Source organism: Streptomyces sp. NPDC051740, from assembly GCF_044453165.1.
GTDB classification, from domain to species: domain Bacteria; phylum Actinomycetota; class Actinomycetes; order Streptomycetales; family Streptomycetaceae; genus Streptomyces; species Streptomyces atrovirens.
In genome coordinates this window covers 202689-227608 of sequence record NZ_JBITCL010000012.1, presented here as the reverse complement: position 1 = coordinate 227608, position 24920 = coordinate 202689, and the positions used below count along the sequence as shown (strand labels likewise).

General features: G+C 71.9%; 25 protein-coding genes and 2 pseudogenes. 22 read left to right on the top strand and 5 right to left on the bottom strand.

All coding sequences use genetic code 11. The features are described 5' to 3' along the window. Positions 1-88 precede the first annotated feature (88 nt). The 7 genes from ACIA6T_RS21775 (at position 89) to ACIA6T_RS21745 (ending at position 7499) form a co-directional block, all read left to right on the top strand. Positions 89-646 carry a hypothetical protein gene (locus ACIA6T_RS21775; RefSeq protein ID WP_399448116.1) on the top strand — a complete coding sequence of 186 codons (558 nt, stop codon included), beginning with the start codon at positions 89-91 and terminating at the stop codon, positions 644-646. Between the two features lie 214 nt (positions 647-860). After that, on the top strand, positions 861-2117 hold the full coding sequence (locus tag ACIA6T_RS21770; protein ID WP_399448115.1) for a peptidoglycan DD-metalloendopeptidase family protein: 1257 nt from the start codon (positions 861-863) through the stop codon (positions 2115-2117). Positions 2118-2889: 772 nt separating this feature from the next. Next, a complete protein-coding gene (locus ACIA6T_RS21765; protein WP_399448114.1) occupies positions 2890-4719 on the top strand; it encodes an ATP-binding protein in 1830 nt (609 codons plus the stop codon). A 141-nt stretch (positions 4720-4860) separates the two neighbouring features. Then, positions 4861-5280, top strand: a complete 420-nt coding sequence (locus tag ACIA6T_RS21760) for a roadblock/LC7 domain-containing protein (RefSeq protein ID WP_399448113.1) — start codon at positions 4861-4863, stop codon at positions 5278-5280. Continuing rightward, positions 5277-5633, top strand: a complete 357-nt coding sequence (locus ACIA6T_RS21755; protein WP_399448112.1) for a DUF742 domain-containing protein — start codon at positions 5277-5279, stop codon at positions 5631-5633. Before ACIA6T_RS21760 ends, ACIA6T_RS21755 begins: the two co-directional genes overlap by 4 nt. Continuing rightward, the gene (locus tag ACIA6T_RS21750; protein ID WP_399448111.1) at positions 5614-6231 is read left to right on the top strand and encodes a GTP-binding protein; all 618 of its coding nucleotides are present in this window, start codon (positions 5614-5616) and stop codon (positions 6229-6231) included. Before ACIA6T_RS21755 ends, ACIA6T_RS21750 begins: the two co-directional genes overlap by 20 nt. Continuing rightward, a complete protein-coding gene (locus tag ACIA6T_RS21745) occupies positions 6228-7499 on the top strand; it encodes a cytochrome P450 (protein WP_399448110.1) in 1272 nt (423 codons plus the stop codon). The genes ACIA6T_RS21750 and ACIA6T_RS21745 overlap by 4 nt, the downstream gene beginning before the upstream one ends. Before the next feature lie 288 nt (positions 7500-7787). Here the strand turns inward: ACIA6T_RS21745 and ACIA6T_RS21740 are convergent, their stop codons facing one another. After that, the gene (locus tag ACIA6T_RS21740; RefSeq protein ID WP_399448109.1) at positions 7788-9014 is read right to left on the bottom strand and encodes a cytochrome P450; all 1227 of its coding nucleotides are present in this window, start codon (positions 9012-9014) and stop codon (positions 7788-7790) included. Positions 9015-9658: 644 nt separating this feature from the next. Here ACIA6T_RS21740 and tgmA point away from each other — a divergent pair. The 4 genes and pseudogenes from tgmA to ACIA6T_RS21720 all read left to right on the top strand — a co-directional run. Beyond that, positions 9659-9970, top strand: coding sequence for a putative ATP-grasp-modified RiPP (gene tgmA / locus ACIA6T_RS21735; protein WP_399448108.1), 312 nt, complete (start codon positions 9659-9661; stop codon positions 9968-9970). Further along, a complete protein-coding gene (tgmB, locus tag ACIA6T_RS21730; RefSeq protein WP_399448107.1) occupies positions 9967-10920 on the top strand; it encodes an ATP-grasp ribosomal peptide maturase in 954 nt (317 codons plus the stop codon). The genes tgmA and tgmB overlap by 4 nt, the downstream gene beginning before the upstream one ends. Continuing rightward, on the top strand, positions 10917-12053 hold the full coding sequence (tgmC, locus tag ACIA6T_RS21725; RefSeq protein ID WP_399448106.1) for an ATP-grasp peptide maturase system methyltransferase: 1137 nt from the start codon (positions 10917-10919) through the stop codon (positions 12051-12053). Before tgmB ends, tgmC begins: the two co-directional genes overlap by 4 nt. 82 nt (positions 12054-12135) lie before the next feature. After that, a pseudogene (locus ACIA6T_RS21720) lies at positions 12136-12996 on the top strand (helix-turn-helix domain-containing protein); the annotation flags it as partial. A gap of 15 nt (positions 12997-13011) precedes the next feature. Here the strand turns inward: ACIA6T_RS21720 and ACIA6T_RS21715 are convergent. After that, positions 13012-14216 (bottom strand): annotated as a pseudogene (locus tag ACIA6T_RS21715) (IS110 family transposase). Between the two features lie 212 nt (positions 14217-14428). Here ACIA6T_RS21715 and ACIA6T_RS21710 point away from each other — a divergent pair. The 8 genes from ACIA6T_RS21710 to ACIA6T_RS21675 all read left to right on the top strand — a co-directional run bounded on the left by ACIA6T_RS21710 (position 14429) and on the right by ACIA6T_RS21675 (position 18553). Beyond that, a complete protein-coding gene (locus tag ACIA6T_RS21710) occupies positions 14429-14641 on the top strand; it encodes a DUF397 domain-containing protein (RefSeq protein WP_399448105.1) in 213 nt (70 codons plus the stop codon). A gap of 415 nt (positions 14642-15056) precedes the next feature. Continuing rightward, positions 15057-15242, top strand: coding sequence for a hypothetical protein (locus ACIA6T_RS21705; protein WP_399448104.1), 186 nt, complete (start codon positions 15057-15059; stop codon positions 15240-15242). Continuing rightward, a complete protein-coding gene (locus ACIA6T_RS21700; protein ID WP_399448103.1) occupies positions 15214-15516 on the top strand; it encodes an ATP-binding protein in 303 nt (100 codons plus the stop codon). The genes ACIA6T_RS21705 and ACIA6T_RS21700 overlap by 29 nt, the downstream gene beginning before the upstream one ends. Before the next feature lie 3 nt (positions 15517-15519). Further along, positions 15520-15771 (top strand): type II toxin-antitoxin system Phd/YefM family antitoxin, encoded by a 252-nt coding sequence (locus ACIA6T_RS21695; RefSeq protein WP_399448102.1) that lies wholly within the window; start codon positions 15520-15522, stop codon positions 15769-15771. Next, positions 15768-15989, top strand: coding sequence for a PIN domain-containing protein (locus tag ACIA6T_RS21690; protein ID WP_399448101.1), 222 nt, complete (start codon positions 15768-15770; stop codon positions 15987-15989). The genes ACIA6T_RS21695 and ACIA6T_RS21690 overlap by 4 nt, the downstream gene beginning before the upstream one ends. Positions 15990-16121: 132 nt before the next feature. After that, positions 16122-16853, top strand: coding sequence for a hypothetical protein (locus ACIA6T_RS21685; protein ID WP_399448100.1), 732 nt, complete (start codon positions 16122-16124; stop codon positions 16851-16853). An 11-nt stretch (positions 16854-16864) separates the two neighbouring features. Continuing rightward, positions 16865-16987 carry a hypothetical protein gene (locus ACIA6T_RS21680; RefSeq protein ID WP_399448099.1) on the top strand — a complete coding sequence of 41 codons (123 nt, stop codon included), beginning with the start codon at positions 16865-16867 and terminating at the stop codon, positions 16985-16987. A 501-nt stretch (positions 16988-17488) separates the two neighbouring features. Further along, entirely contained in the window at positions 17489-18553 is a 1065-nt protein-coding gene (locus tag ACIA6T_RS21675; protein WP_399448098.1) for an alpha/beta hydrolase, read from the top strand. Between the two features lie 46 nt (positions 18554-18599). Here the strand turns inward: ACIA6T_RS21675 and ACIA6T_RS21670 are convergent, their stop codons facing one another. Further along, entirely contained in the window at positions 18600-19262 is a 663-nt protein-coding gene (locus ACIA6T_RS21670; protein ID WP_399448097.1) for a LysM peptidoglycan-binding domain-containing protein, read from the bottom strand. Between the two features lie 125 nt (positions 19263-19387). Continuing rightward, on the bottom strand, positions 19388-19735 hold the full coding sequence (locus ACIA6T_RS21665; RefSeq protein WP_399448096.1) for a MazG-like family protein: 348 nt from the start codon (positions 19733-19735) through the stop codon (positions 19388-19390). 91 nt (positions 19736-19826) lie between these two features. On the opposite strand from ACIA6T_RS21665, the gene ACIA6T_RS21660 reads away from it, so the two are divergent. Next, complete coding sequence (locus tag ACIA6T_RS21660) at positions 19827-20813, top strand: aldo/keto reductase (protein ID WP_399448095.1); 987 nt, start codon at positions 19827-19829, stop codon at positions 20811-20813. 376 nt (positions 20814-21189) lie between these two features. Here ACIA6T_RS21660 and ACIA6T_RS21655 read toward each other — a convergent pair whose 3' ends face one another. Next, entirely contained in the window at positions 21190-22191 is a 1002-nt protein-coding gene (locus tag ACIA6T_RS21655; protein ID WP_399448094.1) for a Gfo/Idh/MocA family protein, read from the bottom strand. A gap of 140 nt (positions 22192-22331) precedes the next feature. On the opposite strand from ACIA6T_RS21655, the gene ACIA6T_RS21650 reads away from it, so the two are divergent. Then, entirely contained in the window at positions 22332-23705 is a 1374-nt protein-coding gene (locus tag ACIA6T_RS21650) for a multidrug effflux MFS transporter (protein WP_399448093.1), read from the top strand. Beyond that, complete coding sequence (locus tag ACIA6T_RS21645) at positions 23657-24835, top strand: serine hydrolase domain-containing protein (RefSeq protein WP_399448092.1); 1179 nt, start codon at positions 23657-23659, stop codon at positions 24833-24835. Before ACIA6T_RS21650 ends, ACIA6T_RS21645 begins: the two co-directional genes overlap by 49 nt. Positions 24836-24920 lie beyond the last annotated feature (85 nt).

The window sequence follows — 24920 nt, the reverse complement described above, 5'->3', positions numbered from 1 at the left end:
ACCGGCGGGCACGCGCCTTCGTCGGCAGCAGCCCTTCGCGCCCGTACCCACGCCCCTCCGGGAGACCCTCGTGCCGCCGCGTCCGCCGATGCGCCCAGTCCGTTCGGCCGCACTGCCCACCGCACCGCTGCTGGCCACCGCCCTCATCGCCGTCGGCCTGACCGGCTGCTCCTCCCTGTCCCCGTTCAACACCTGCGAGGGGACCGAGGCACGGGTGAAGGAACTGAGCGCGCAGCCCGTATCGACCTCCGTCCCTCCCGGCGCGACCGTCCCGAAGGACTTCGCCCGGGTGGACGTGGCATGCCTCGACGACAGCGGTGACGCCTGGTTGTACGCCGAGCGCACCTACGCCTTCCCCGGCTTCCGGCAGGAGGTCGTCGACTTCCACCGCACCACCGCCGAGGCGGGCGGCCGGCACCTGCAGTCCGACCCCATGGACCCGGACGTCGCCGACACGGAAGCCGGACTGTGCTTCACCAAGGGCGGGGACGGCGACGCTCTGATGCCGACCGTGCGGTTCACGACCGCCCGCCAACTCGAGATCGAGTACGACTACGAGGCCGGGCCGGAGTTCGACCCGGGCTCCGGATTCCACATCGAGGTCGGCTCCGAGACGGACGGGGCGAAGACCGGCTGCCGGGACTGAGGTCCTCCGGGAACCGGGGTGCGGGAGCGGGCCGCGTTCCCGCGGCCGGCCGGTGCTGTCGTGCCGTGCACCGGCGGTGCCCCATCGGGCAGTTCGGCCTGTCCTCGCGACCGGTGACATCGTGATCACGGGCTCGTTAGCGTCTCAGGGTGAGCCGATACATCCCGCCGACATCACGCCCCGCCGCGGCGCCCTCCTGGAGCCGGCCCGGCACGTGACCGAGGACAGGGAAGGCGCGGCGTACCCCTTCGCGGCAGGGACGACCGGGCACGAAGCCGCACAGGATGAGCCCGCGGACGACGACACGGCGCAGCCCGAACCGCAGACACCCGCCACAGGGCCGGCCACCGCGGAGCCGGCCACCGCGGAGCCGGCCACCGCGGAGCCGGCCACCGCGGAGCCGGCCACCGCGGAGTCGGCCGCCACGGAGCCGCGCCGTCGCCGTCGTCGCGGTCCCGGCGCCTTCATCCTGATCGTGCTGCCCGGCGTGGTGACGCTCACCGGGGTCCTCGGCTTCGTCTCCCTGGCCGGCGGCTTCGACACGGACCCGTCGGCGGACCCGATGCAGGGCGGGTCGGCCGTCAGCAACGTGGACGGCTCCTACGTCCCCTGGCTGCGCAAGGCGACCGAGGACTGCACGGGCGTCACCCCCGCGCTCCTCGCCGCGCACATCGACCAGCTCTCCGGGTGGCAGGACGACACCGCGAGCCTCTCCGAGCAGGGCATCGCCCGTTTCACGGACGCCGGCTGGAAGACCTGGGGCCGGGACGACGACGGCAACGGCACGTCCTCGCCGCGCGACGCGGTGGACGCGATCATGGCGCTGGGGCGGCAGGACTGCTCCCTGGCGGAGAAGATGACCGCGCTGCGCACCGAGGGCACCGTCAACGGTGACGTCGCCGACCTCACGCTCGCCGCGTACGCGACCGGGACGGACCAGGTCGAGAAGGCCGGCAAGGTCCCGGCCCCGGCCCGCACGTTCGTCGCCGAGGTCAAGAAGCGGCTGCCGCGGTACGACGCCCTGGTCCGGCAGAACCCCGGGCAGGAGAACGGCCGGGTCGCCGGCGCGCTGCTGACGCCGCCCGTCACCACGGTCACCGTCACCTCGCCGTTCGGTTCGCGCGCGCACCCGCTGACCGGGGTCACCAAACTCCACACGGGCGTCGACTTCGGCGCGCCGCAGGGAGCCCAGGTGTCCGCGTCATGGGAGGGACGGGTCGAGTTCGCCGGCCTGACCTCGGCCTACGGCTACCGCGTGGTCGTCGACCACGGCACGGTCGACGGGAAACGGCTGGAGACCACCTACAGCCACCTGTCCGCGCTCCAGGTGACCACCGGCCAGAGCGTGACCACCGGCCAGGCCGTCGGACTCGTCGGCTCGACAGGCCTGTCCACCGGCCCGCACCTCCACTTCGAGGTCCTCCTCGACGGCCAGTACACGGACCCGACCGCCTGGCTCGGCGGCGGCTGATCCTCCGGCCGGCAGGGGGGCCGTGCGGTGGACGGCCGGACCCGGCCGGACCCCCTGGCGGCGGCCGACGGTGAGCGGGCCGTTCCGCCCGGCCACCGGTTCGCCGCGTCCGGACGAGCCGGACGGAACCCGCCGCCGAAACCGGCAGGTCCCTCCTCCACCGCGGCCGACGCCGGCCGCGCATCGTGCGCGGACGCTCCGGCGGCGGGTACGTCCGGTGCGTCCGGTACGTCCACGACGAGTGGACCCGTGAGGTTCCGGTCAACGGCGCTGTGACGGTTTCCCGGCGCAGGGCTCGCCCCGTACCCCGCCCCCCACGGGCCGCCGTCACGGAACTTTCACGATCAGCGGCATTCCCACACCCCGGCGGCTCGACCGTCACGACGGACCGAGCGTGAAGAGGCCCCTGTGTACGTATAGTTGGCCGAAAATCGACAGTTCGCGCGAGCGGGGGAGCGGGTGGGTCCCGGACGACGGAGGCAAGGTGACCCCGCGTCAAGGGGCTTGCCGCGCGTATTCCCGCCCTCCGGCCGGTTCCGTCCGACGTCGTCCCGGATATCACGGCGGGACGTACGAGCGACGGGTTCACGACGAACTCGGATTGTTGACGGTCTATGCAACAAGCGGGGCCTTCTCGCACACCAGGGTGATTAGCATGATCCGTACGTGGTCGGAAGATCGCCCTCCTGTTGGCTGACCTCCTTCCCGGCCCGCGGCTGCCGTCGTGCCGCCGCCCCGATTCCCCTGCTCTCACCGACCGAGGGACCGCTCCATGCCAGTGCCTGCTTCGTCCAGCCAGCACCCGTCGGCGGGGGCGCCGCGCACCTCGTTCGCCGCACGGGCGGCCGTGCTGGTGACGAGCGCCGCCGCCGGCGGCGCGGCGGTCGCCCTGGCACCGTCCGGCTCCTCCACGTGGACCCTGGCCGTGGTGGCGGCCGGCTGGGTGTGCGTGGCCGTCACCGTCCTCGTCGACCACCGGTTCCTCCACCGGGCCCGCCGCGCGGCCGCCGAACGGGAGTCGGAGAACAGCCGGCTCAAGGCGGAGGCGGCCCGGCTCTCGGCCGAGATCTCGCACCTGGCCGGTGTGACGCTGCCCGCCGTGGCCCAGCGGCTGCGGGAGGGCGCGAGCGCGGCCGACGTGCTGGGCAGCGTGCCGCCGCCGTCCGACCCGCAGCTGCGGCGGCTCGCGCACACCGTCGCCACCACCGTCGAGGAGGACGTGCGGCGGGCGGTCGCCCTGGACGGCGAATACCGCACGATGCGCGGCGAACTGGAACAGGCGGCGGCCGAGCACGAGCGCTTCGTGACGGAGACGCTGCCCGCCGCGGTCGCCCGGCTGCGCGACGGCCGGTCCGCCGACACCGTGCTCGCCGAGGTCGACCTGCCCCGGCTGCCGGGACTGCGCGCCCCGGCCGAATCGTTCGTCCGCGAGCTCGCCCACAGCGAGCGGCGCGCCGCCGCGGCACAGGCCGCCTCCGCCAAGGCGCTCAGCCGCGTCCAGGCCAAGGCCGTGCGGATGCTCGCCGACCTGCGGGAGATGCAGGAGCGGCACGGCGAGGAGGTCTTCGGCGACCTGCTGAAGCTGGACCACAGCACCTCCCAGCTCGGCCTGATGACGGACCGGCTGGCGCTGCTCATGGGCGGCAGGTCCAGCCGCGCCTGGAACAAGCCGATCGTGATGGAGAGCATCCTGCGCGGTGCCGTCGGCCGCATCGCCGCCTACCAGCGGGTGCGCCTGCACTGCTCCACCCGCGCCGCGGTCTCCGGCTTCGCCGCCGAGGGCGTGATGCACCTGCTCGCCGAGCTGATGGACAACGCCGCGAACTTCTCCCCGCCCATCGACGAGGTGCACGTCTACGTCGAGGACCGCAGCGCCGGCATCGTCGTCACCATCGAGGACAGCGGCCTGAAGATGGCCGACGCGGCGATGCGCCGCGCCGAGGAGGCCGTGAGCGGCCGCGTCACCGACCTCGCGTCGCTGCAGGGCACCCGGCTCGGCCTGGCCGTGGTGGGACGGATCGCGGCGAAGTACGGCATCAGCGTCAACTACCGCCCCTCCTCCCGCGGCGGCACCGGCGTCGTCGTCCTGCTGCCCCTGGACCTGCTCGCCCAGCAGCGCGACGCGGTCCCGCACGAGACGGCTCCCCGGCCCGATGCGATGCCCGCCGCGCTCGCGCCCGCCCCGTCGCCCGACGACGCCGTCCGCCCCGCGGCCGCGGCACTGCCCCCGGCCCCCGAGCACTCCGCCGCACCCGAACTGCCCGACGCCCCCGTCCGCCCCGCGGTCGCGGCACTGCCCCCGGCCACCGGGCGCCCCACCGCACGGCCCGAGCTGCCCGAACAGGGACGGCACCGGAGGCCCGACGGCACCACGCCGAACGGTCTGCCGGTCCGGGCCCCCGGCCGCACCATGGCCGAGGCGGAGCGCGAACGCGAACAGCGCCAGTCGGCGTCCGCCCAGGCCGGTGACACGGCGTCGACGCGGCGCCCGGCACGCGACGCGGGCTCGCGGTTCGGCGCCTTCCACCGCGCACGGCAGTCCGGAGACGGCACCGCCGGACCGGGGGCCCGGCCCGGGTCACAGCCGCCCGCGGCTCCGTAGTCCCACCCCTTCCCGTGCGGCGCCGGTCCCCTCTTCCCGTACGGAGTCCGGGGCGACGGCGCCCCTTCCCGCTCGAGCTCGTGAGATAGGAGGAACGGGCCGGTGGCCGGTCAGCCGGGCACCACCGTCCCATCACCCACCATGCAGACCACCGACAACAGCCTCACCTGGCTCCTGCAGGGCCTCCTGGAACAGACCCCCGGCGCACGTCACGCCCTGGTCCTGTCCCGGGACGGCCTGAAACTCTGCTGGAGCGAGCACCTGACGCTCGACCGGGCCGACCAGCTGTCGGCGATCTGCTCCGGCATCCAGGCCCTCGCCCAAGGGGCCTCCATGGAGTTCGGCGACGGCACCGGCGGCGTCCGGCAGTCGATGACCGAGTTCCACGGCGGCCTGCTGTTCATCGTGGAGGCCGGCGAGGGGGCGCACCTCGCCGTCGTCGCCGGGGAGGACGCCGATCCCGGAGTGATCGGCCACCAGATGACGGAGCTGGTCGAGCAGCTCGGCGAGCACCTGCGGGCCGAGCCGCGGGGCCAGGCCAGGGGGAGCGGCACGTCGTGACGCGCAAACCCGTCGACACGGGTGATCCGGACCGGCTCTACACCGTCACCGGTGGACGGAGCCGCGCCGACGAGTCCTTCGACCTGGTCACCCTCATCGTCAGCGAGAGCGGGCCGGTGCCGGGGATGCAGTCGGAGCACGCCCGGATCCTGGAGCTGTGCCGGCACCCCATCGCCGTCGTCGAGATCGCCGCGGAGCTCGGGTTGCCGGTCATGGTGGTGCGGATCCTGCTCGGCGACCTGCTGGACACGGGCCGCATCACCGCCCGCCATCCGCGCGCGGCGCCGTCCGTCGCCTCCCTGCCTGATTCCGCCCTACTCCAAGAGGTGCTCCATGGGCTCCGCAACCTCTGAGCTGCCCTCCCACCGCACACCGCTGAACGACACCGCGGAGACCGGTCTGAAGATCGTCGTCGTGGGCGGGTTCGGCGTCGGCAAGACGACCCTGGTCCGCTCCGTGAGCGAGATCCGGCCGCTCAACACCGAGGAGGTGATGACCCAGGCCGGCGTGGGCGTCGACGAGACCAGTGCCGTGACGTCGAAGACCACCACGACGGTCGCGTTCGACTTCGGGCGGATCAGCCTCAACGACCGCATGGTGCTGTACCTGTTCGGGGCGCCCGGCCAGGAGCGCTTCTGGTTCCTGTGGGACCGGCTGTTCTCGGGAACACTGGGCGCCGTGGTGCTCGTGGACACGCGCCGGATGGACGACTCCTGGTACGCGATCGACCGGCTGGAGCACCACCGCACCCCCTTCGTGGTGGCCGTGAACCGCTTCGACGACGACGCCGACCGGTACTCCCTGGACGAGATCCGCCAGGCGCTCGCCCTGCCCGCCCACGTGCCGATGGTCGACTGCGACGCACGGGTTCGGCACTCCGGCAAGGACGTGCTGATCACCCTCGTGAACCACCTCCACGCCATGGCCATCGCCGAGGAGGCGACACTGTGACCGACCCAGGCGGCCCCTACGCGCACCCGGCATCCCCGGCGCCCCCGGGGTGTCCCGCCCACGCCGGCGCGGTGAGCCTGACGGGGCTCGAGTACCAGCAGACGCCGTCACAGCTCTACCGCGCGCTGCGCAGGGAGCACGGCCCCGTCGCGCCCGTGGTGCTCGACGGCGGCATCCCGGCCTGGCTGGTGCTGGGCTACTCCGAACTCACCTACGTGACCGGCCACGACGAGCTGTTCGCACGGGACTCGCGGCGCTGGAACCAGTGGGAGAACATCCCGCAGGACTGGCCGCTGCTGCCCTTCGTCGGGTACCAGCCGTCGGTGCTGTTCACCGAGGGCGAGGAGCACCGGCGGCGGGCCGGGGTGATCACCGAGGCGCTGGAGGGGGTCGACCAGTTCGAGCTGTCCCACGACTGCCTGCTGATCGCCGACGACCTCATCGCCCGGTTCGCCGGCAGCGGCCAGGCGGAGCTGATGGCCGACTACGCGCACGCCCTGCCGATGCGCACCGTGGTGCAGCTGTGCGGGATGCCGACCTCGGGCGAGGACACCCGCCGGCTCGTCGACGACCTGCGGATCTCCCTGGACGCGGGGGAGGGCGACGACCCGGTGGCGGCGTACGGGCGCGTGGGCGAGCGGCTGCGGCAGCTGGTGAAGGACAAGCGGGCCGCTCCCGGCCCGGACATCACCTCGCGCATGCTGACCCACCCGGCCGGTCTGACGGACGAGGAGGTCGTCCAGGACCTGATCTCCGTGATCGCGGCGGCGCAGCAGCCGACGGCGAACTGGATCTGCAACACGCTGCGCCTGCTGCTGACGGACGAGCGGTTCGCCGTGAACGTCTCGGGCGGCCGGCTCAGCGTGGGCGAGGCGCTCAACGAGGTGCTGTGGCTGGACACGCCGACGCAGAACTTCATCGGGCGGTGGGCGGTACGGGACGTCCAGCTGGGCGGCCGGCAGATCCGGGCCGGCGACTGCCTGGTGCTGGGGCTGGCCGCGGCCAACACCGACCCGCAGATCTGGCCGGAGGGGCACGTGGGCGCGGAGAACGCCGCGCACCTGTCGTTCAGCAACGGCGAGCACCGCTGCCCGTACCCGGCCCCGCTGCTGGCGGACGTGATGGCGCGCACGGCGGTCGAGACGCTGCTGGAACGGCTGCCCGACCTGGTGCTGGCGGTGGACCCGCAGGAACTGACCTGGCGGCCGTCGATCTGGATGCGGGGGCTGTCGTCGCTTCCGGTGCGGTTCACGCCGGTGGTGCGGTAGCGCGGGTGTCCGGGCCCCTCGGCGGGGCCCGGACCACGGAGCGGACCGGCGGACCGGCGGGCCGGGGACCGGGAAGGGGCGGGCCGGTACGGACCGGCCGGCTCGGCAACGGTACGGCGGCAGGCCCGTACCGGCACGGCCTGGCACGGCCCGCACCGGCACGGTCTGACCCGTATCGGCCGGTACCGGTCTGGCATGGAGCGGGCCGGCTCGTACCGGCCGTAACCAGCGCGGCCCGGCACTGCCCGCACCGGCACGGCCCGCGCCCGTGCGGCCCACCCGTGGGGGTCAGCCCTTCACGGGAGTGAACCGCACCGGCAGGCTCTGCGGTCCGCGGGTGAACACGCCCTGCTCGGCCGGCTCGAACCCGTCGGCGAGACGCACGTCGGGCATGGCGTCGAGGAGCTGGCCGACGCCGATCTCCACCTCCGCCTTGGCCAGCAGCGCGCCGACGCAGAAGTGCCGGCCGAGCGCGAACGCGAGGTGGTCTGCGGCGGCGGAGAAGGCCGTCGTGGTGGTCAGGTCGTCGCGGAAGACGTCGAAGCGGTCGGGATCGGCGTAACGCCTCTCGTCGCGGTTGGCGGCGCCTATCAGACAGGTGACGGTGGCGCCCGCGGGCACGGTGCCGCCGCCGAGCTCCACCTCCGTCGCCGACTGCCGCATGATCATGTGGACGGGCGGGGTGAACCGCAGGGTCTCGGCGAAGGCGCGCGGGATCAGCGAGCGGTCCGCGCGGACGGCGGCGAGCTGGTCGGGGTGGCGCAGCAGGTTCGCGAAGATGCCGGCGATGGCCTTGTCGGTGGTCTCGCCGCCCGCGGCGAGCAGCAGGCTGCAGAACGCCTTGACGTCCTCGTCGCTCATCCGCACCCCGTCGACCTCGGCGGCGCACAGCACGGACAGCAGGTCGTCGCCCGGGTTCTCGCGGCGCTCCCGGATGATCGGCAGCATGTACTCGGCGAACTCCACCCGGGTCCGCTCGCCGGCCGCCGTCACCCCGGCGTCGCCCGACAGGTTCCCGAGGAAGGCGATGACGGCCGTGTACCAGCGGTGGAAGCGGGGGTGGTCGGCCTTGTCCAGGCCCAGCATGTCGGCGATGACGTTGACCGGGAAGCGGGTGGCGTAGTCGGCGACCAGGTCGGCGGAGCCGGTGTGCCGGAAACCGTCGATCAGCTCGCGGGAGTTGCGTTCGATGACCGGCAGGAACTTCCGCTCCAGGTCGCCGCCGCGGAAGGCGGGCGCGACGAGGGCCCGGCGCACGGCGTGCTCCCGCCCGCTGAGCTGCAGGATCGTCTTGCCGTGCACGGGTTCGAGCTGCCAGGCGTAGTTGTCGGTGGTGAACTCCCCGGCCTTGTCCTTGAAGACGCGCTCCACGTCCTCGTAGCGCGAGACGATGTAGCTCTTCGTCGCCTCGTGCCAGATGAGGGGGGCGGTCTCCCGCATCACCCGGTAGGCGGGATAGGGGTCGGCCGCGAACTCGGGCGAGAGGATGTCGGGCACCTGCTGGGCGGTGGACATGGAGCTCCCTGCGCTCGTCATTTCGTGTACCAGGCAAGGTTATTGATCAACTATCAACTACAACAGGGTGACCGGGGCACCGACCGGCCCGGTACGCGGTCATTGGCCGGAAACCGTCCCTCGTAGGTGCCGTCCGCGAGGGGAGAGGGGCGCGAGGACCATCTCGACCCCTCGCTGGTGCACCGCGCCGGGCCTGTGTACGAGGCGAGAAACACCCGGGAAGCGGAGCGGAGGACGGTCTGCGGGCCTGCCTGCCCAGGGTGTCGAACAGGGCTGGTCCTATGACTGGAGGCCGCCGGTCTGCGCCCAGACCGTCTTGCCGCCGGGCGGGTACGGCTCGACGCCCCAGCGGTCGGCGAGGGCGGTCACCAGGAGGAGGCCGCGACCGGACTCGGCGTCCAGGGACGGTCCGCGGCCCGAAGGAGGCGACGGAGATGCTCGCTCCAGGCGTCTGTGAGCTGGAGGTCCCCTTGACCTTCCACCTGTGACACACCCGGCGTCGACGTCGGGTGAGAGGCCGACCAGAGGTGTTGTACGCGTTCGGGCGGCGTGTGTAGGCGGGGTGGTCCGTGCCCCTCGGTGAGGCGGGGGAGTTGGACGGACCGACCTGTGCACCAGGGGAACCCGAAAAGAAGGAGTCACCCGTGTTCGTCCACTCCGACCGCCTCCCGATGGGAACGCCGCTGCCGTCCGGCGCCTTCGCTCCCGCGCCGTGGGGACTGCGGCGCATGGCCCCCTACCCGGCGTTCGCCCCCGGCTACGCCCGCACCGAACTGGACCCGGCGACACAGACCGCCCGCTACTTCGACGCGGCCGGAAAGCCGGTCATGATGCCGGGCCACGGCACCAGTACCGGCACGAACCCGCCCACCAACACGGGGAACCCGTCAGACGGTTCCGGACCCGGTGGCAGCGGGGGCGGGGACCAGGACACCGGGAACGACAACGACCAGTGACCTCCACCGGTCCGGTTCTGGTCGTCACCAACCTGGACGACCCCACGACCGACCTGGTGATCGACGAGCTGCACGGCCGGGGTGTCCCGGTCGTGCGGTTCGACTCCGGGGACTTCCCCGCCACCTTGTCGTTCGCGGCCACCATCACCGGCGAGGGCGTCAGCGGCAGCCTTTCCACGCCCTCGCGTACCACCGAGCTGGGGCGAGTGCGATCGCTGTACTACCGCCGTCCCTCCGGCTTCGTCTTCCCTCACCTGGACGAGCAGACGGCCCGCTTCGCCGTCACCCAGGCCCGCTACGGCCTCGGAGGCGTCCTGGCCTCCCTGCCGGGCTGTCTGTACGTGAACCATCCACACCGCATCGGCGACGCCGAGTTCAAGCCCTCCGGCCTGGCCACCGCGGCTGTCGCGGGCTTCCTGCTCCCGCCGACACTCCTCACGTCCGATCCCACCGCGGCCCGTGCCTTCGTCAGGACCCACGGCCCGGTGATCTACAAGCCGCTGTCCGCGCCCCTGTACCGGAACGTGGACGGTGTCTCGTGCACGGTGAAGGTGGCCGAAGTGGCGGCCGACGAGATCGACGACGAGGTCTCCGGAACGGCCCACCTGTTCCAGCAGCGCGTGGACAAGGTCGCGGACGCACGGGTGACCGTCATCGGGGACCGCGCGTTCAGCGTCCGGATCGACTCGGACCTGCTGGACTGGCGCACCGACTACGACCGGCTCACCTACACCCCCGTACAGCCCCCGCCCGGCCTGACCACCGCGATGCTCCGCTACCTCGCGCACTTCGGACTGGTCTTCGGCTGCTTCGACTTCGCCATCGGACGCGAGGGGCAATGGTGGTTCCTGGAGTGCAACCCGTCCGGGCAGTGGGCGTGGCTGGAACCGGAAACGGGCCTGCCCATGGTCGCGGCCATGGCCGACCTGCTGGAAAGGAGGACGACGTGACCGATGACGAGGCCCTACGCCTTCGGCTCGCCGAACGGCTCGTCGCCGGGGGACACCTGCGCACCGCGCCCTGGCGGGCGGCGGTCGAGACCGTCCCCCGGCACGAGTTCCTGAGAGACGGGTTCTTCGAGCCGGTGGAAGGCTCCGCCCCGACCGCATGGCGGCCGGTCCTGCCGGACGATCCGCGGTGGCTGGAGCGCTGCTACGACGACGACTCCCTGGTGACCCAGATCGCCGGCACCGTCGCGCCGCGCGATGTCCGCGGCGAGATCACGCGTACACCGACGTCTTCGCGCACCATGCCGTCCCTCGTGGTGCGGATGCTCGAAGACCTCTCGGTGGAGGACGGGAACCGGGTGCAGGAGATCGGATCCGGATACTCCACGGGGCTGCTGTGCCACCGGCTCGGCGAGGACCGCGTGACCTCCGTGGAGGTCGACCGGGAGGTGTCCGCGGCCACCGGCGTGGCACTCGGCGCCTGCGGCTTCTTCCCCGAACTGGTCGTCGGCGACGGCCTCGCCGGTCACGAGGAGACCGCCCCCTACGACCGCACCGTCGCGACCTGCGGTGTGATCGACCTGCCGTACGCCTGGGTCCGGCAGACCCGGCCCGGTGGCATCATCCTCGCCACCCTGTGCGGCTGGCTGTACTCCTCCGAGCTCGCCCGCCTCACCGTCGGCGAGGACGGCACCGCCCGTGGGCGGTTCCTCGGCGGCCAGATCTCCTTCATGCTCGCCCGCCCCCAGCTCCCGCCCCCACTCGGCATGCTCCCGGACCTCGACAGCGGGCATGAGCGTCCCGCGCGTCTCGCGACCGACGTCCTGGACGACTGGAACACGCGCTTCGTCGCCCAACTCGCGGCCCCCCGCGCCCAGTGCATCAGCCTGGACCGCGACGGACGGACCGAGCATGTGCTTCTCGACGTGGACACCGGCGCATGGGCCGCGCTCCACGAGGATTCCGGGCAGTGGCTGGTCCGGCAGGGCGGACCGGCCCGCCTCTGGGACGACGTGGAAGAACAGGTCACCCGCTGGCGCGAGGCCGGCGCCCCCGGCCTCGAAGAGTTCGAAGTCTGCGTAACCCGCGAGGGGCAGACCATCACGTGGCCGCAGGCCGGGCACTCGATCTGGTGAACCGTGGTCGTTCACCGGTTCCCCCGGGGGCCGAGCTCTAGCGTTGACGCCAGGTGAGAGGCCGACCGGAGGTGAGCGGGCGATGAGCGAGCTGGTGAGTGAGCCGGAGGAGACGATGGCCGGGGAGGGAGGGCCGGAGGTGGCTTCTCCTGAGCCGGGGACGGGGATCCTGCGGGTGTTCGGGCGGCAGATGAAGCGGTTTCGGCTGCGGGTGGGGCTGGAGCGGTCGGAGGTCGGTGCGCGGACGGGGTATTCGGCGTCGACCATCGCGTCGTACGAGCAGGGGCGGCGGATTCCTCCGCCGAGGTTCATCGACCTGGCGGACGAACTGCTGGACGCGGGCGGGGTTCTCCAGGAGATGAAGGAGGAGGTCGCGCGGGCGCAGTACCCGGCGTTCTTCCGGGACGCGGCTCGGCTGGAATCAGAGGCCCTGGCGTTGTCCGCCTATGACGCACAGGTCATGAACGGGCTGTTGCAGACCGAGGAGTATGCGCGAGCGGTGTTCTCGACCATGCGCCCGCCCTTGGAGGACGCAGTCATCGAGCAGAGGGTGGCTGCGCGTCTGGCGAGGCAACGGATCTTCGGCAGGCGGCCGACGCCGTTGGTCAGCTTCATCATGGATGAGTCGGTACTTCGGAGACCGATCGGAGGGCGCGGCGTGCTGCGTGGGCAGTTGGAGCAACTGCTCCTTACCGGCCAGAAACGCACGGTCGAACTCCAGGTGTTGCCGTTGAGCCGGGAGCAGAACGCGGGCCTTGCTGGCCCCTTCATGCTGTTCGATACTCAGGAGGGGCGCAGGATCGCGTACGTCGAGGTGCAGAACGTGAGTCACGTCCACGCGGAACACCACCTCGTCCGAAGACTGGAAACGAAGTACGGCACTCTTCGCGCCCAGGCTCTCAGCCCCCAGGAGTCGCTGGCCTACATCGAGAAGCTGTTGGGAGTCTCAATGACGGTGTCAAGCCGTTTGCGGGACGGGTTGGGTGGGGGTGAACACCCGGTTGTCGCGCAGCAGTGCCCACAAAACGCTGGCTCTCCGACGAGCCAGGGCGATGACGGCCTGGACGTGCTTGCAGCCCTCGCCGCGCTTCTTGAGGTAGAAGTCCCGGTTCGGCCCGTCGCGGATGATGCTGGTCTGTGCGGACATGTAGAACACCCGGCGCAGACGGCGGCTGTAGCGCTTGGGACGGTGCAGGTTGCCGGGGTGCGCCGTCCGGAGTCGCGCGGGACGGGCACCAGGCCGGCAGCCGAGGCCAGGTGGCCGGCGTCCGCGTAGGTCGTCAGGTCGCCTGCCGCGACGACGAACTCGGCACCGAGTATCGGTCCCATGCCGGGCAGGGACTCGATGATCTCGGCCTGCGGATGGCCGCGGAAGGTCTCACGGATCTGTTTGTCGACCCGCTTCAACCGGTCGTCCAGGGCCAGGATCTGCGTCGCCAGATCAGCCACGATCTGCGCGGCGACGTCCTCGCCGGGCAGGGAGGTCTGCTGAGCCTGTGCCGCTTCGAGAGCGGTGACCGCGACCGTGTCGGCGCCCCGGACAGTGCGGTTGGCCAGCCAGGCGGTGAGCCGGGCCCGACCGCGTCGCCGGATGGCGGCCGGCGTCTGGTATCCGGTGAGCAGGACCAGCGTGCCCTTGTGCGAGCTGTAGTCGAAGGCCCTTTCCAGGGCGGGGAAGACGCCGGTCAGTACGTCGCGGAGGCGGTTGATCATCCGTACTCGGTCGGCCACCAGATCCGACCGGTGGGCGGTCAGCAGCGCGAGGTCGGCGGCCAACTGGGCGGGCACGTCGATGGTGGCGAAGTCCCGTCGCTGGCGGGAGGTCTCGGCGATGACGTAGGCGTCACGGGCATCGGTCTTCGCCTCGCCCCGGTAGGCGCCCGACATGCGGTTGACGGTGCGGCCGGGGACGTAGACGGCCCGCTGGCCGTGGGCCGCGAGAAGCGCCAGCAGCAGCGCGGAGGACGTGCCGGAGATGTCCACAGCCCAGTGGACCTGGTCCGCCAGCTCCAGAATTTCACCGAGTGCGGTCAGGATGGCCGACTCGTCGTTGTCGACCTGCTTCGACCAAAGCGTCGCGCCGGTCTCGTCGACCACAGCCGCCCAGTGGTGGCCTTTACCGGCATCGACACCGGCCCACACCTGGGCCTTCCGCTTGCTCACTTGCCCCTCCTCGTTCCGCACAGCGTGTCGTCGGCCCGAGGAACACCCCGCTGTCGTCTCCGTAAACAGCGACCGCACAAGGCGCGCACATCTCAATCAGCAGCCAGGGCGCCCCGGAGAGCCGGGCGGCCACTCCCAGCGAGCCACAACACGGCAGAGAGCTATCAGCCAAACCCGGCCCTCCCGGGCCACCTAACAACTTACGGAGAGCTATGAACGCCCGTTACAGCGCGTTGCCCGACCATCCCCTGGCCTGGCGCAAGAGCAGCTACAGCAGTGAAGAGGGCGGAGCGTGCGTAGAGGTGGCCACCCGCCCGCACACCGTGCACGTACGGGACTCGAAGGACACCAACCGCCCTGGTCTGGCGGTCCGTTCGGAGACGTGGGCCGCGTTCATCGGGTTCGCCGCCGACCGGATCGGCTGAGTCGTCGCCTTGCTGCTGTGCCCTGTGGCTCCGAGAGAAGCCACAGGGCACAGGCGTGTCAGGGGCGGTGTGGTGGTCAGGCGTTCACGGTCGCCGGCCCGGGCGGAGTCCAGCGGCCTGCGGGGGCATCGGCGTCCGGCCGTGCCTGGAAGTGCGCGTGGGCGGCACGCATCTCGGCCGCCCGACGCGCCTGTCGGGACGGCGTCGGGCCGCACGTCACCTACGCGCGCCGGCACGGTGCATACAGTGGATCGCGTCGGCGCGTCACCGCTGGTCACTCTGCGCCACCGGAGGGACCGTGATCGGCATGACGAACACCCCTGCCGGCCCCACTATCCCCGACCGACTCCCCACCCGCACCGCTCACTTGAGCGCCACTCCAACAGAACTCGCGCCGGTGACCCCCACTTTCGAGATGCGCTTCACTTCCACACCGCGTGGAGCCCGCCTCGCCCGCCACCTGGTGGCCGTCCGCCTGGACGCCTGGGGCATTCCGTACGGCACGAACGACCACGACGCGATCGTGCTGATCGTCGCCGAGTCGCCGAGTTGCCGAGTCGACGGCGAACGCCGTGCTGCACGGCAACGTCCCCGGCCGTGACTTCCACTTCCGCCTCGCGCTCCTCCCCACCGGACCCCGCTCCACCACCGTCCGCGTCGAGGTCAACGACACCCTGGGCGAACGGGTCCAGCCCCGGCCGGGCGACTCCCGGCCCGAGGTCCTGGTCGTCGACGAAACGGGCCGGGGCCTCCTCCTCGTCGCAACGCTCGCCACCCGCTGGGACTGGCACCCACGGCCGGACGGTCCCGACAAGGCGGTCTGGACGGAGTACGCGCTTCCCGATGCCTGCCCGCAGCTGCGTACTACCGTGTAGTACATGGAGACGACCGCGCGAGACTTCAACCAGAACGCCTCGAGGATCCTTGCCGCGGCCGAGCGCGGCGAGCGGATCACGGTGACCAAGAACGGGCGGCCGGTCGCCATACTGTCGCCGGTCACGGAGGATCCCGTACCCGATCACCCCACGGACCCGATGGGTGACGACGACGACATCCCCGTGTTCCGCAGCGGCTCCAGGATCGACTGGTCCGAGGGGCGCGGCTCCTACCTGGAGGGGTTCGGCGCATGACCGTGTTGATCGCCGACACCTCGGGTCTGTTCTCCCTGTTCGACGCGGACGCTCCCGAGCACGCGGCCTACCGTAGGGCCGTCGCGGACGCCTCCCACCTGGTGGTGAGCCCCCTGGTCCTCGCCGAGCTCGACTGCCTCCTCAGCACACAGGTCGGGCACCAGGCCGCGCACGCGGCGCTGGGCCACGTCCGGGACCGTGCAGCCGTGCGCCGGTAGGAGAGGTGTGCCCTGTGGCTTCGAGGTGAGCCCCAGAGCACAGGCATGTCCGGGGCGCCGCGGCGACAAAAAGGGAGTGCGGGCGTTCGAGCCGGTGGGATACGTTTCTGCCTGTTCGAAGGGGGGCCCGACGTGGCGAAGTTGAACCAGATCATCGCGGTCGAGAAGGGTGTCAAGAGCAAGTCGCTCCAGGACATCACCGCGGCGCACCACAAGGTGCAGAAGCCGGCGCTGCTGGCCGGCATCTCGCGCACGTACCAGCCGAAGGACGAGGAGGGCGAGCAGCTGCCGCCCGAGTCGACCCGGGTGCAGGTGCAGGGCGAGGACGTACTGCGGGAGATGGCCGCCTCGCTGACGCGGCTGTTCGACGTGACCGCGACGAAGGACTGGGCGAACTGCACGGCCCGCGCGGACGTCACCGTCGACGGGCGGACGATCGTCGCCGACGTCCCGGTCGGCCACCTGCTCTTCCTGGAGAAGCAGCTCACCGACCTGCACACCTTCGTCAAGAAGCTGCCCACCCTCGACGCCGCCGAGTCCTGGTCCCACGACCCGTCCACGGACTGGTGGAAGACCGACCCGGTCCGCACGATCCGTACGAAGAAGGTCCCGCGCAACCACGTCAAGGCGGAGGCCACCGAGAAGCACCCGGCGCAGGTCGAGGTGTACTACGAGGACGTGCCCATCGGGTACTGGACCACCGTGAAGTTCTCCGGCGCCCTTCCGGCGCGGCGGGTGAACGAGCTGGCGGAGCGGATCGAGAAGCTCCAGCAGGCCGTGAAGTTCGCCCGCGAGGAGGCCAACGGCGCCGAGGTCACCGACAAGCGGGTCGGCGACGCGGTGTTCGGCTACCTGTTCGGCTGACGCCGGCCGAGGTGGCCACCACGATCGCCCCCGCGTGCGAGCGCGGGGGTGCGCGACAGCGCGGGCCGGACATGAGGACCGGCCCGCGTGAGGAGCGCAAGCTGACACTGAAGTTCAGCCTGAAGAAGCGGTGACAGTGAAGGTTCGAGTCCTTCCCCCGGCACAACAGCCCGACACCGGGCCGGGGTGGCCCAACATGGCAGAGGCAGCCGCGGTCAATCTCAGACTCTCGCTCCAGTCTCAGCATCGCCGCCGATCGCCGGATCGACCGGGGACGGACGAACGCCGTCGGATGCGAGTTCGACTCTCGCCTGCGCCTCTTGCACGGCGCGGTAGTTCAAAGGAAGAACACGACGGCATGATGACTGATCCGTCCTCTTAAACGCCGCCGGCGTGCGCAATTGGGTGGCATCCCCAGGGGCCCGGGAGCTGGATACGACTCCCGGGCTCCGCCACGTCCGGCGACCCGCGGCGGGCCCACGTTCCGGAAGGGGCCCAGGACCGTCCAGGCATCCATCCGGAGTCCCGCTCCCGAAGGGCGACGGCCGACGGCAGGTGCGCCACGGGATCACTGTCCGTGCGCAAAAGGTTCGAATGGGTAAAAATGCTGACGTCCCCTACGTGACGGAGGTCGGATGTCCTGGCGCTCTGCGCGGCTGCGGCTGCGACTGCTGCTTCCCCTGGTGATCTCGGGTTTCCTGCTGCCCGCGGAGGGTTCCGTGGCGTACGCCGGCGGGGATGTCCCGGCGTCGCGCCACGGTGCCCGGGTCGTCGCCGAGGAGGACGTCGGTGAGCGCCTGGTCGACCTCACGGTCGACTCGCCCGCCCTGGGGCGCACCGCGAAGGTCCGGCTGCTGACCCCGGACGGCTGGGAGGACCGGCGGCCGGACCGGAGCTGGCCGGTGCTCTACCTCCTGGTCGGCGGTGACGGCAACCACAAGGCCTGGACGGAGGACTACGACGCCCGCCTCCAGGAGCTGCCCGAACTCCGGGACGTGCTCGTGGTGATGCCCGAGATGCCGCTGTTCGGCTTCTACAGCGACTGGTACAACGACGGCCGGGGCGGCCCGCCCGCCGTGGAGACCTTCCACCTCCGGGAGGTGCGCCCCCTCCTGGAGCGTCACTACGGCGCCGGCGTCCGCCGCGTGGCCGCGGGCGAGTCGCAGGGCGGGTTCGGCGGACTCTCCTACGCCGGCCGCCACCCCGGGCTGTTCCGGGCGGTGGCGAGCTACAGCGGTTACGTCCACCCCCTGCAGCATCCGCACGCGGTCCGGGCCGCGATGACCTTCCTGGGCCTGGACTGGAAGGCGCTGTGGGGAGACCCGGTCGCCCAGCGCGTGAACTGGGAGGCCCACGACCCGTACCACCTGGCCGACCGGCTGCGCGACACTCCCGTATATCTCTCCAGCGGCGACGGCAGGGTGGGCGTGCTCGACCCGCCGGGCACGCAGCCCGACCCGGAGGTCCCCGGCCTTGAGGACCCGTCCGACCCGTTCCCCGACGACGCCGTCTCACCCACCGAAACGATCATGGAGCGCGAGTCCCGTGCCCTGGCCGCACGCCTGGAGTCCGTCGGAACCCCGGTGACGACGCACTTCTACTCCGGCACGCACGACCCGCCGTACTGGGTACGGGAGTTCCGCAGCTCCCTGCCCGTGCTCCTGCACGCCCTGCGCGACGCCACCGGTACCGCCGACTGATCGGCTTCGTCGGGTCACCGCGACGGAGGCGACCCGACGAAGTGCGTCACCCCGTGGCAGGCAGGTCCGCGAGCGCCTCCGTCAGGCAGGCGGCGGGGTCCTCCCCTTCCATGACGCAGGCGATGAGGGGCTCGACCAGTTCGAGGAGGCCGCCGCTGGAGACCTCCTCCAGGAAGTCGAGCCGGTCCAGCAGCAGGGGTGCCTGGTCGAGCAGTCCGAGGAAGCACTCGCCGATGTCCTCGGGTGCCTGCGCTTCGGGACAGAGTGTGCTGCCGAGCAGTCGCGGATGCTGCGTCAGGACGTGCTCCAGGGCTTCCTGGACGGCCTGCGCGTTGGTCTTCATCGCGGCGGGGTCCGGGAGGGCCAACTCGGTCCCGGGGAAGATCCAGTGGCCGATGTCGCCGATGTCGCCGCCGTCGTGCCCGTGGTCCCGGGCGGTCTTCCCGATCGTCTCGGCGTTGGCCCCGAAGAGGGCCCACCATGCCGTTCCGTCGCCGTAATGGTCCTCGGCGATCTCCCACAGGGTGTTCCCGCTCGCCACGGTGTGGGTCTCGTGGTGCGTCGTCCGGTCCTTCGCGTGCCCGGCCGGCCGGTGTCGCTGGGCCGGGTCCTCCGTGGCCGCCGCCTGACTCGTGGCCCACAGCATCGAGACGGCCGCCAGGCCGCTGATGAGGGGCAGAGCCAGACCGCGGCGGCGTATGTGCCGCATGTGTCGCCTCCCGAGGTGAACGCATAATGTGACAAGTATTCACGCTAAGTCACATCGGGTGGCGCGGCGCGGTCACTGGGCCGATCAGTCGACGGGCCGCACCGTCAGGTCGTCCGGTGTCGGCGTCAGGCGCCCAACGAGCGCCGTGTGACCCGGGCCAGGTGGTCGGTGAAGACCTCGCGGGCGTCGGGGGTGAGGGTGCGCAGGGCGATCAGAGCAGTGACGGCGACGTCGCACAGCTCCGACCGGACGTCGTCCCAGGTGTGCGTGGTGCCCTTGCGCGGGTTCTGGCCGGTCACCCCGATCACCGCCTCGGCGACCTCGCCGACCTCCTCGGACAGTTTGAGGATCCGCAGCAGCAGGCCCTCCCGGCCGTCGGCCGGACGGTTCGCGTCCAGCCAGCCGCACAGGTCGTCGATGGAGTCCCAGAGGTCGGCGGCCTGGGGAGGGGGCGGGGGCAGGTGGTCGCTCATGAGGGTCGAGCCTGGCACAGGGCACTGACAGGCCCCGGCGCCGGGTGACGGCTTGCCTTCGCGCGCGCTCCAACTCCTAGCCTTCCCGGACATGGAGACCACACGGACACTGGGACGCAGCGGTATCGGGGTCAGCGCCGTCGGGTTCGGCTGCTGGGCGATCGGCGGTGAGTGGCAGGACGCCACCGGACAGCCCCTGGGGTGGGGCAGGGTCGACGACGAGGAGTCGGTGCGGGCGATCCGGCGCGCACTCGACCTGGGCGTCACCTTCTTCGACACCGCCGACGTCTACGGGACCGGACACAGCGAGTACGTCCTCGGGCGGGCCCTCGGGCGGCGCCGGGACGAGGTCGTCGTCGCCACCAAGTGGGGCAACGTCTTCGACCCGGACACCCGCACCCTCACCGCGAGCGACGACTCCCCGGAGCACCTCCGCCGTGCCCTGACCGCTTCACTGCGTCGTCTCGGCACCGACCGCGTCGACCTCTACCAGCTCCACCTCGCCGACGCCGATCTTGACCGAGCGGCCCGACTGCGGGACGCCTGCGAGGAGTTGGTGGCGGAGGGGCTGATCCGGGCCTACGCCTGGAGCACCGACGACCCGGCCCGCGCCGCCGTGTTCGCGAAGGGGCCGCACTGCGCCGCCGTACAGCACGCGCTCAACGTGCTCACGGACGCGCCCGAGATGCTCCGGCTGTGCGAGGAGGCGGACCTCGCCTCCGTCAACCGCAGTCCGCTCGCCATGGGCCTGCTCACCGGGAAGCAGGCCGGGCGGCCGCCGTTGCAGGAGGGGGACATCCGCAGCCGGCCGCCGGCCTGGCTACGGGGTTTCGGGGCCGGGTCCGGCGCCGACCCGGAGTGGCTCGCGCGCGTCGACGCGCTCCGGGACATCCTCACCAGCGACGGCCGCACCCTCGCCCAGGGCGCCCTCGCCTGGCTGTGGGCCCGCAGCCCGCGCACGGTGCCGATCCCCGGTTTCCGGTCGGTCGCCCAGGCGGAGGAGAACGCGGGGGCGCTTCGGAAGGGGGCGCTGAACGGCGAGCAGATGGCCGAGGTCGAGCGGATCCTCGGCCGGTAGGGGGAGCGGCTGTGGGGTGGTGGGGGTGGCGGTCGGCCGGTTCACGCGGCAGCCGTTGCACCCACCGGCGCGTACCCGCGGTCCCGCGCGGGTCCACCCCCGACCCGGTGGCGTGGAACGGCTGCCGCCTCCCCCTGGATATGGCCTGCGGAAGCCCTCTGCTCCACATGTGAAGTTTTGGTGTGGAGGAGTTGAGCATGAGTCCGCCACCGGCCGCAGGGGTGCGGAAGTTGAAATTTCGCTCGTGTGGGGTCCTGTGAGGTCCTGTGGGGTCCTGTGGGGTCCGTTCGCCGGAGGCGCCCGGAGCCCGGCCCGCGGGGCGAGCCGGGGTCCGGGCGGTCCGCCCGGACCCCGGCTGCCGGGTGGCGGGTGCCGCTCAGCGGGTCTCGCCGGGGTAGCGGACGCCGACGCGGTCCCGGATCGCGTCGAGCGTCCGCATCACCGCGAGGGTGCCGTCGAGCGGGACCAGCGGGGACTCGGTCTCGCCGGCCCGCAGGGCCCGCATCACCTCGACGGCCTCGTGCCGGAGGCTGTCGCGGGGGCCGTCGACCGGGTCGGCCGTGAACTCCTCGGCGTCACGGCCGTCCCGGTGCAGCACGAACCGCTCCGGGAAGAAGAAGCCGGACGGAATGTCGATGCGGCCCTGCGAACCGGTGATCGAGGCGTAGGTCGCCGTACCGCCCACGATGGAGCAGTGCACCGAAGCGAGAGCACCGCTCTCCCACGAGAGCAGTGCCCCCGTCTGGAGATCGACGCCCTCCTCCGAGAGCATCGCTCGCGCCGTGACGTCCGACGGCTCCCCGAGCAGCAGCTGCGCGAACGACACCGGGTACACCCCCAGGTCCAGCAGTGCGCCCCCGCCCAGCGCCGGGTCCCGCAGCCGGTGCGACGCCGGGAACGGACCCGAGAGGCCGAAGTCCGCCTGCACGTGGCGCACCTCGCCGATCGCGCCGTCGTCGACCAGCGCCTTCAGCCGCCGCACCATCGGATGGCAGTACGTCCACATGGCCTCCATCAGGAAGCGCCCGTTGTCCCGCGCCAGCGCGACCAGCTCCTCCGCCTCCCGCACGTTCAGCGTGAACGGCTTCTCGCACAGCACGTTCCGCCCGGACTCCAGCATCAGCCCGGCCGCCGTGCGGTGCGCCGTGTGCGGAGTGGCGACGTAGACGACGTCGACCTCCTCGTCGAGCGCCAAGGACTCCCAGTCGCCGTACGCCCGCGGTATCCCGAACCGCTCGGCGAACGCCTTCGCCGACTCCACCGACCGCGACGCCACCGCCACGACCTCCGCGTCCGCCACGTCCGCCAGGTCCGCGGTGAACCGCGCGGCGATCCCCCCGGTCGCCAGGATCCCCCAGCGCACCTTCTGCTCTGCCATGTGTCCCACCCTGTTCGTGTCGTTCGTCACATCGTGAACGAATGTCGATGGAAGCGCTCCCATGACATCGCCGTTGACGCCGAGCACTCCGTACGAGCTGAGAGCATAGGGAGCCGATGGCATGAAAAGGGAGGGGCCACATGCCCGAGGGTGGGGCGTCCATATCGAACTCGGCAGCGAACCCGACGGAAAGCACGGAAAGCAGGGCGGTACCGGACCCGGCCCGGGGGGCCGCCGGCCCGGACCTGACGGCGGCCGAGGCGGCGCTCCGCGCGACCAGGACCGCGACCACCGGCCGCCGTACCAGCCTGCTGGTCACGCTCGTACTCGGCGGCCTGACCGCCACGCCACCCCTGGCGATGGACATGTACCTCCCCGCCCTGCCGGAGGTCACCCAGTCCCTGCACGCGCCCGCCGCCACCGTCCAGCTCACGCTCACCGCCTGCCTGGCCGGCATGGCGCTCGGGCAGCTGGTGGTCGGCCCGATGAGCGACCGGTGGGGCCGCCGCCGGCCGCTGCTCGTCGGCCTCGCGGTCTACGTCGTCGCCACCGCGCTGTGCGCCTTCGCGCCGACCGTCGAACTCCTCGTCGCCTTCCGGCTGGCGCAGGGCCTCGCGGGCGCGGCCGGGATCGTCATCGCGCGGGCGGTCGCCCGTGACCTGTACGACGGCGTGGCCATGGCCCGCTTCTTCTCGACCCTCATGCTGATCTCCGGGGTCGCGCCGATCGTGGCGCCGCTCATCGGCGGGCAGATCCTGCGGGTGACGGACTGGCGGGGCGTGTTCGTCGTCCTGACCGTCGTCGGGGCGCTGCTGACGGCCGTGGTCTGGGCGAAGCTGCCGGAGACGCTGGCGCCCGCCGACCGGCACGGCGGAGGGATCGGCGACGTGCTCGGCTCGATGCGCCGCCTGCTCGCCGACCGCGCCTTCACCGGCTACATGCTCGCCGGCGGTTTCGCCTTCGCGTCGCTCTTCGCGTACGTCGCGGCCTCCCCGTTCGTCATGCAGGAGATCTACGGCGCCTCCCCGCAGACCTTCAGCCTGTTGTTCGGGCTCAACTCCATCGGCCTGATGATCATGGGGCAGGTCAACGGCAAGGTGCTGGTCGGCCGGGTCCGGCTGGACAAGGTGCTCGGCCTGGGGCTCGTCGTCGTGGTCGTCGCGGCGGTCGTGCTGCTGCTGATGTCGCTGGGCGCGTTCGGCGAGGTCGGGCTGGTGCCCATGGCCGCCGCGCTGTTCGTGCTGATGTCCGCGATGGGCATCACCCTGCCGAACACGCAGACGCTCGCCCTGATGCGCACCAAGCACGCCGCCGGCTCCGCGTCGGCGCTGCTCGGTACGACGTCCTTCCTCATCGGCGCGGTCGCCTCCCCGCTGGTCGGGATCGCCGGGGAGGACACCGCCGTCCCGATGGCCGTCGTCCAGCTGGTCGCCGCCCTCGTGGCGCTGGCCTGCTTCCTGGGAATGTGCCGTCCGCGCAGCGGGTGGGCCGGCGCGAAGGGCGGGGGCATCTGAGCGCGCCCAGACTGCGCCACGGCACACCGGAACGGGCCGGGCTCGACGCACCGGAACTCCGTCACCTGGTCCGGGAGGTCCACGCCCGGACCCGTGGCGAGCGGCCCTGGGCGGCGGGCGCCGTCGTGGTCGTCGGGCGCGGCCCGGTGCTCGCCGTGCGGGAGGCGGCGGGCTGGGCCGTGCGCTACGCGGCGTACGACGAGGAGACGGACACCCCGGTCGAACTGCCGCCGGCCGAACGCGTCCCGATGACCGTGGACACCCCCTTCGACCTGGCGTCCCTGACCAAACTGTTCACCTCGGTGGCGGCGGTGCAGCAGATCGAGCGGCGCACGCTGGGCATCGACGCGCGCGTGGGCGCGTACCTGCCGGACTTCACGGCGGCGGCACGGCACGGGATCACCGTCCGCCAGCTGCTCACCCACACCTCCGGGCTGCGCCCCGAACTCCCGCTGTACGACTGCGCCGACGACGCGGAACGGCTGGCGCTGCTGCGCGCGGAGCGGCCCGTCGGGGCGCCCGGCACGTACTGCTACTCCGACCTCAACATGCTGCTGCTCCAGCACGTCCTGGAACGCGTCACCGGCCGCACGCTCGACGTCCTCGTGCGCGACGGCATCACCCGGCCGCTGGGCATGACGGCGACCGGCTTCGGGCCGTGCCCGTCCGCGGCGGCGACGGAGGACCAGCGGCGGCCGTGGGCCAAGGCGGACCGGGGGATGCTGCGGGGCGAGGTGCACGACGAGAACGCGTGGGCGCTGGGCGGGGTGGCGGGCCACGCGGGGCTGTTCTCCACGGCCGGGGACCTGGCGGTCTTCTGCCGCACGCTGCTGGCGGGCGGTTCGTACGGTCCCGCCCGCATCCTCGGTCCCGACTACGTGGACCTGCTGTTCACCCGGCCCGGCCTGGGCTTCGCCCTGGACCAGCCGTGGTTCATGGGCGAACTGGCGGGGCGGGGGGCCGCGGGCCACACGGGTTTCACGGGTACGTCCCTGGTCCTCGACCGGGTCACGGACACGTACGTGATCCTCCTGGCGAACACGGTCCACCCCCGGCGGCCGGTGTCACCGGACAGCGGGCCGAGGGCGCAGGCGGGGACGCGGGTGGCGCGGGCGGTACGGGGGATGTGAGCGTTGCTCTCAATGGTGAGCAATGCTCTTGATGTGAGCGGTGCTCTTGATGTGAGCAATGCTCTTGATGTGAGCGGTGCTCCTG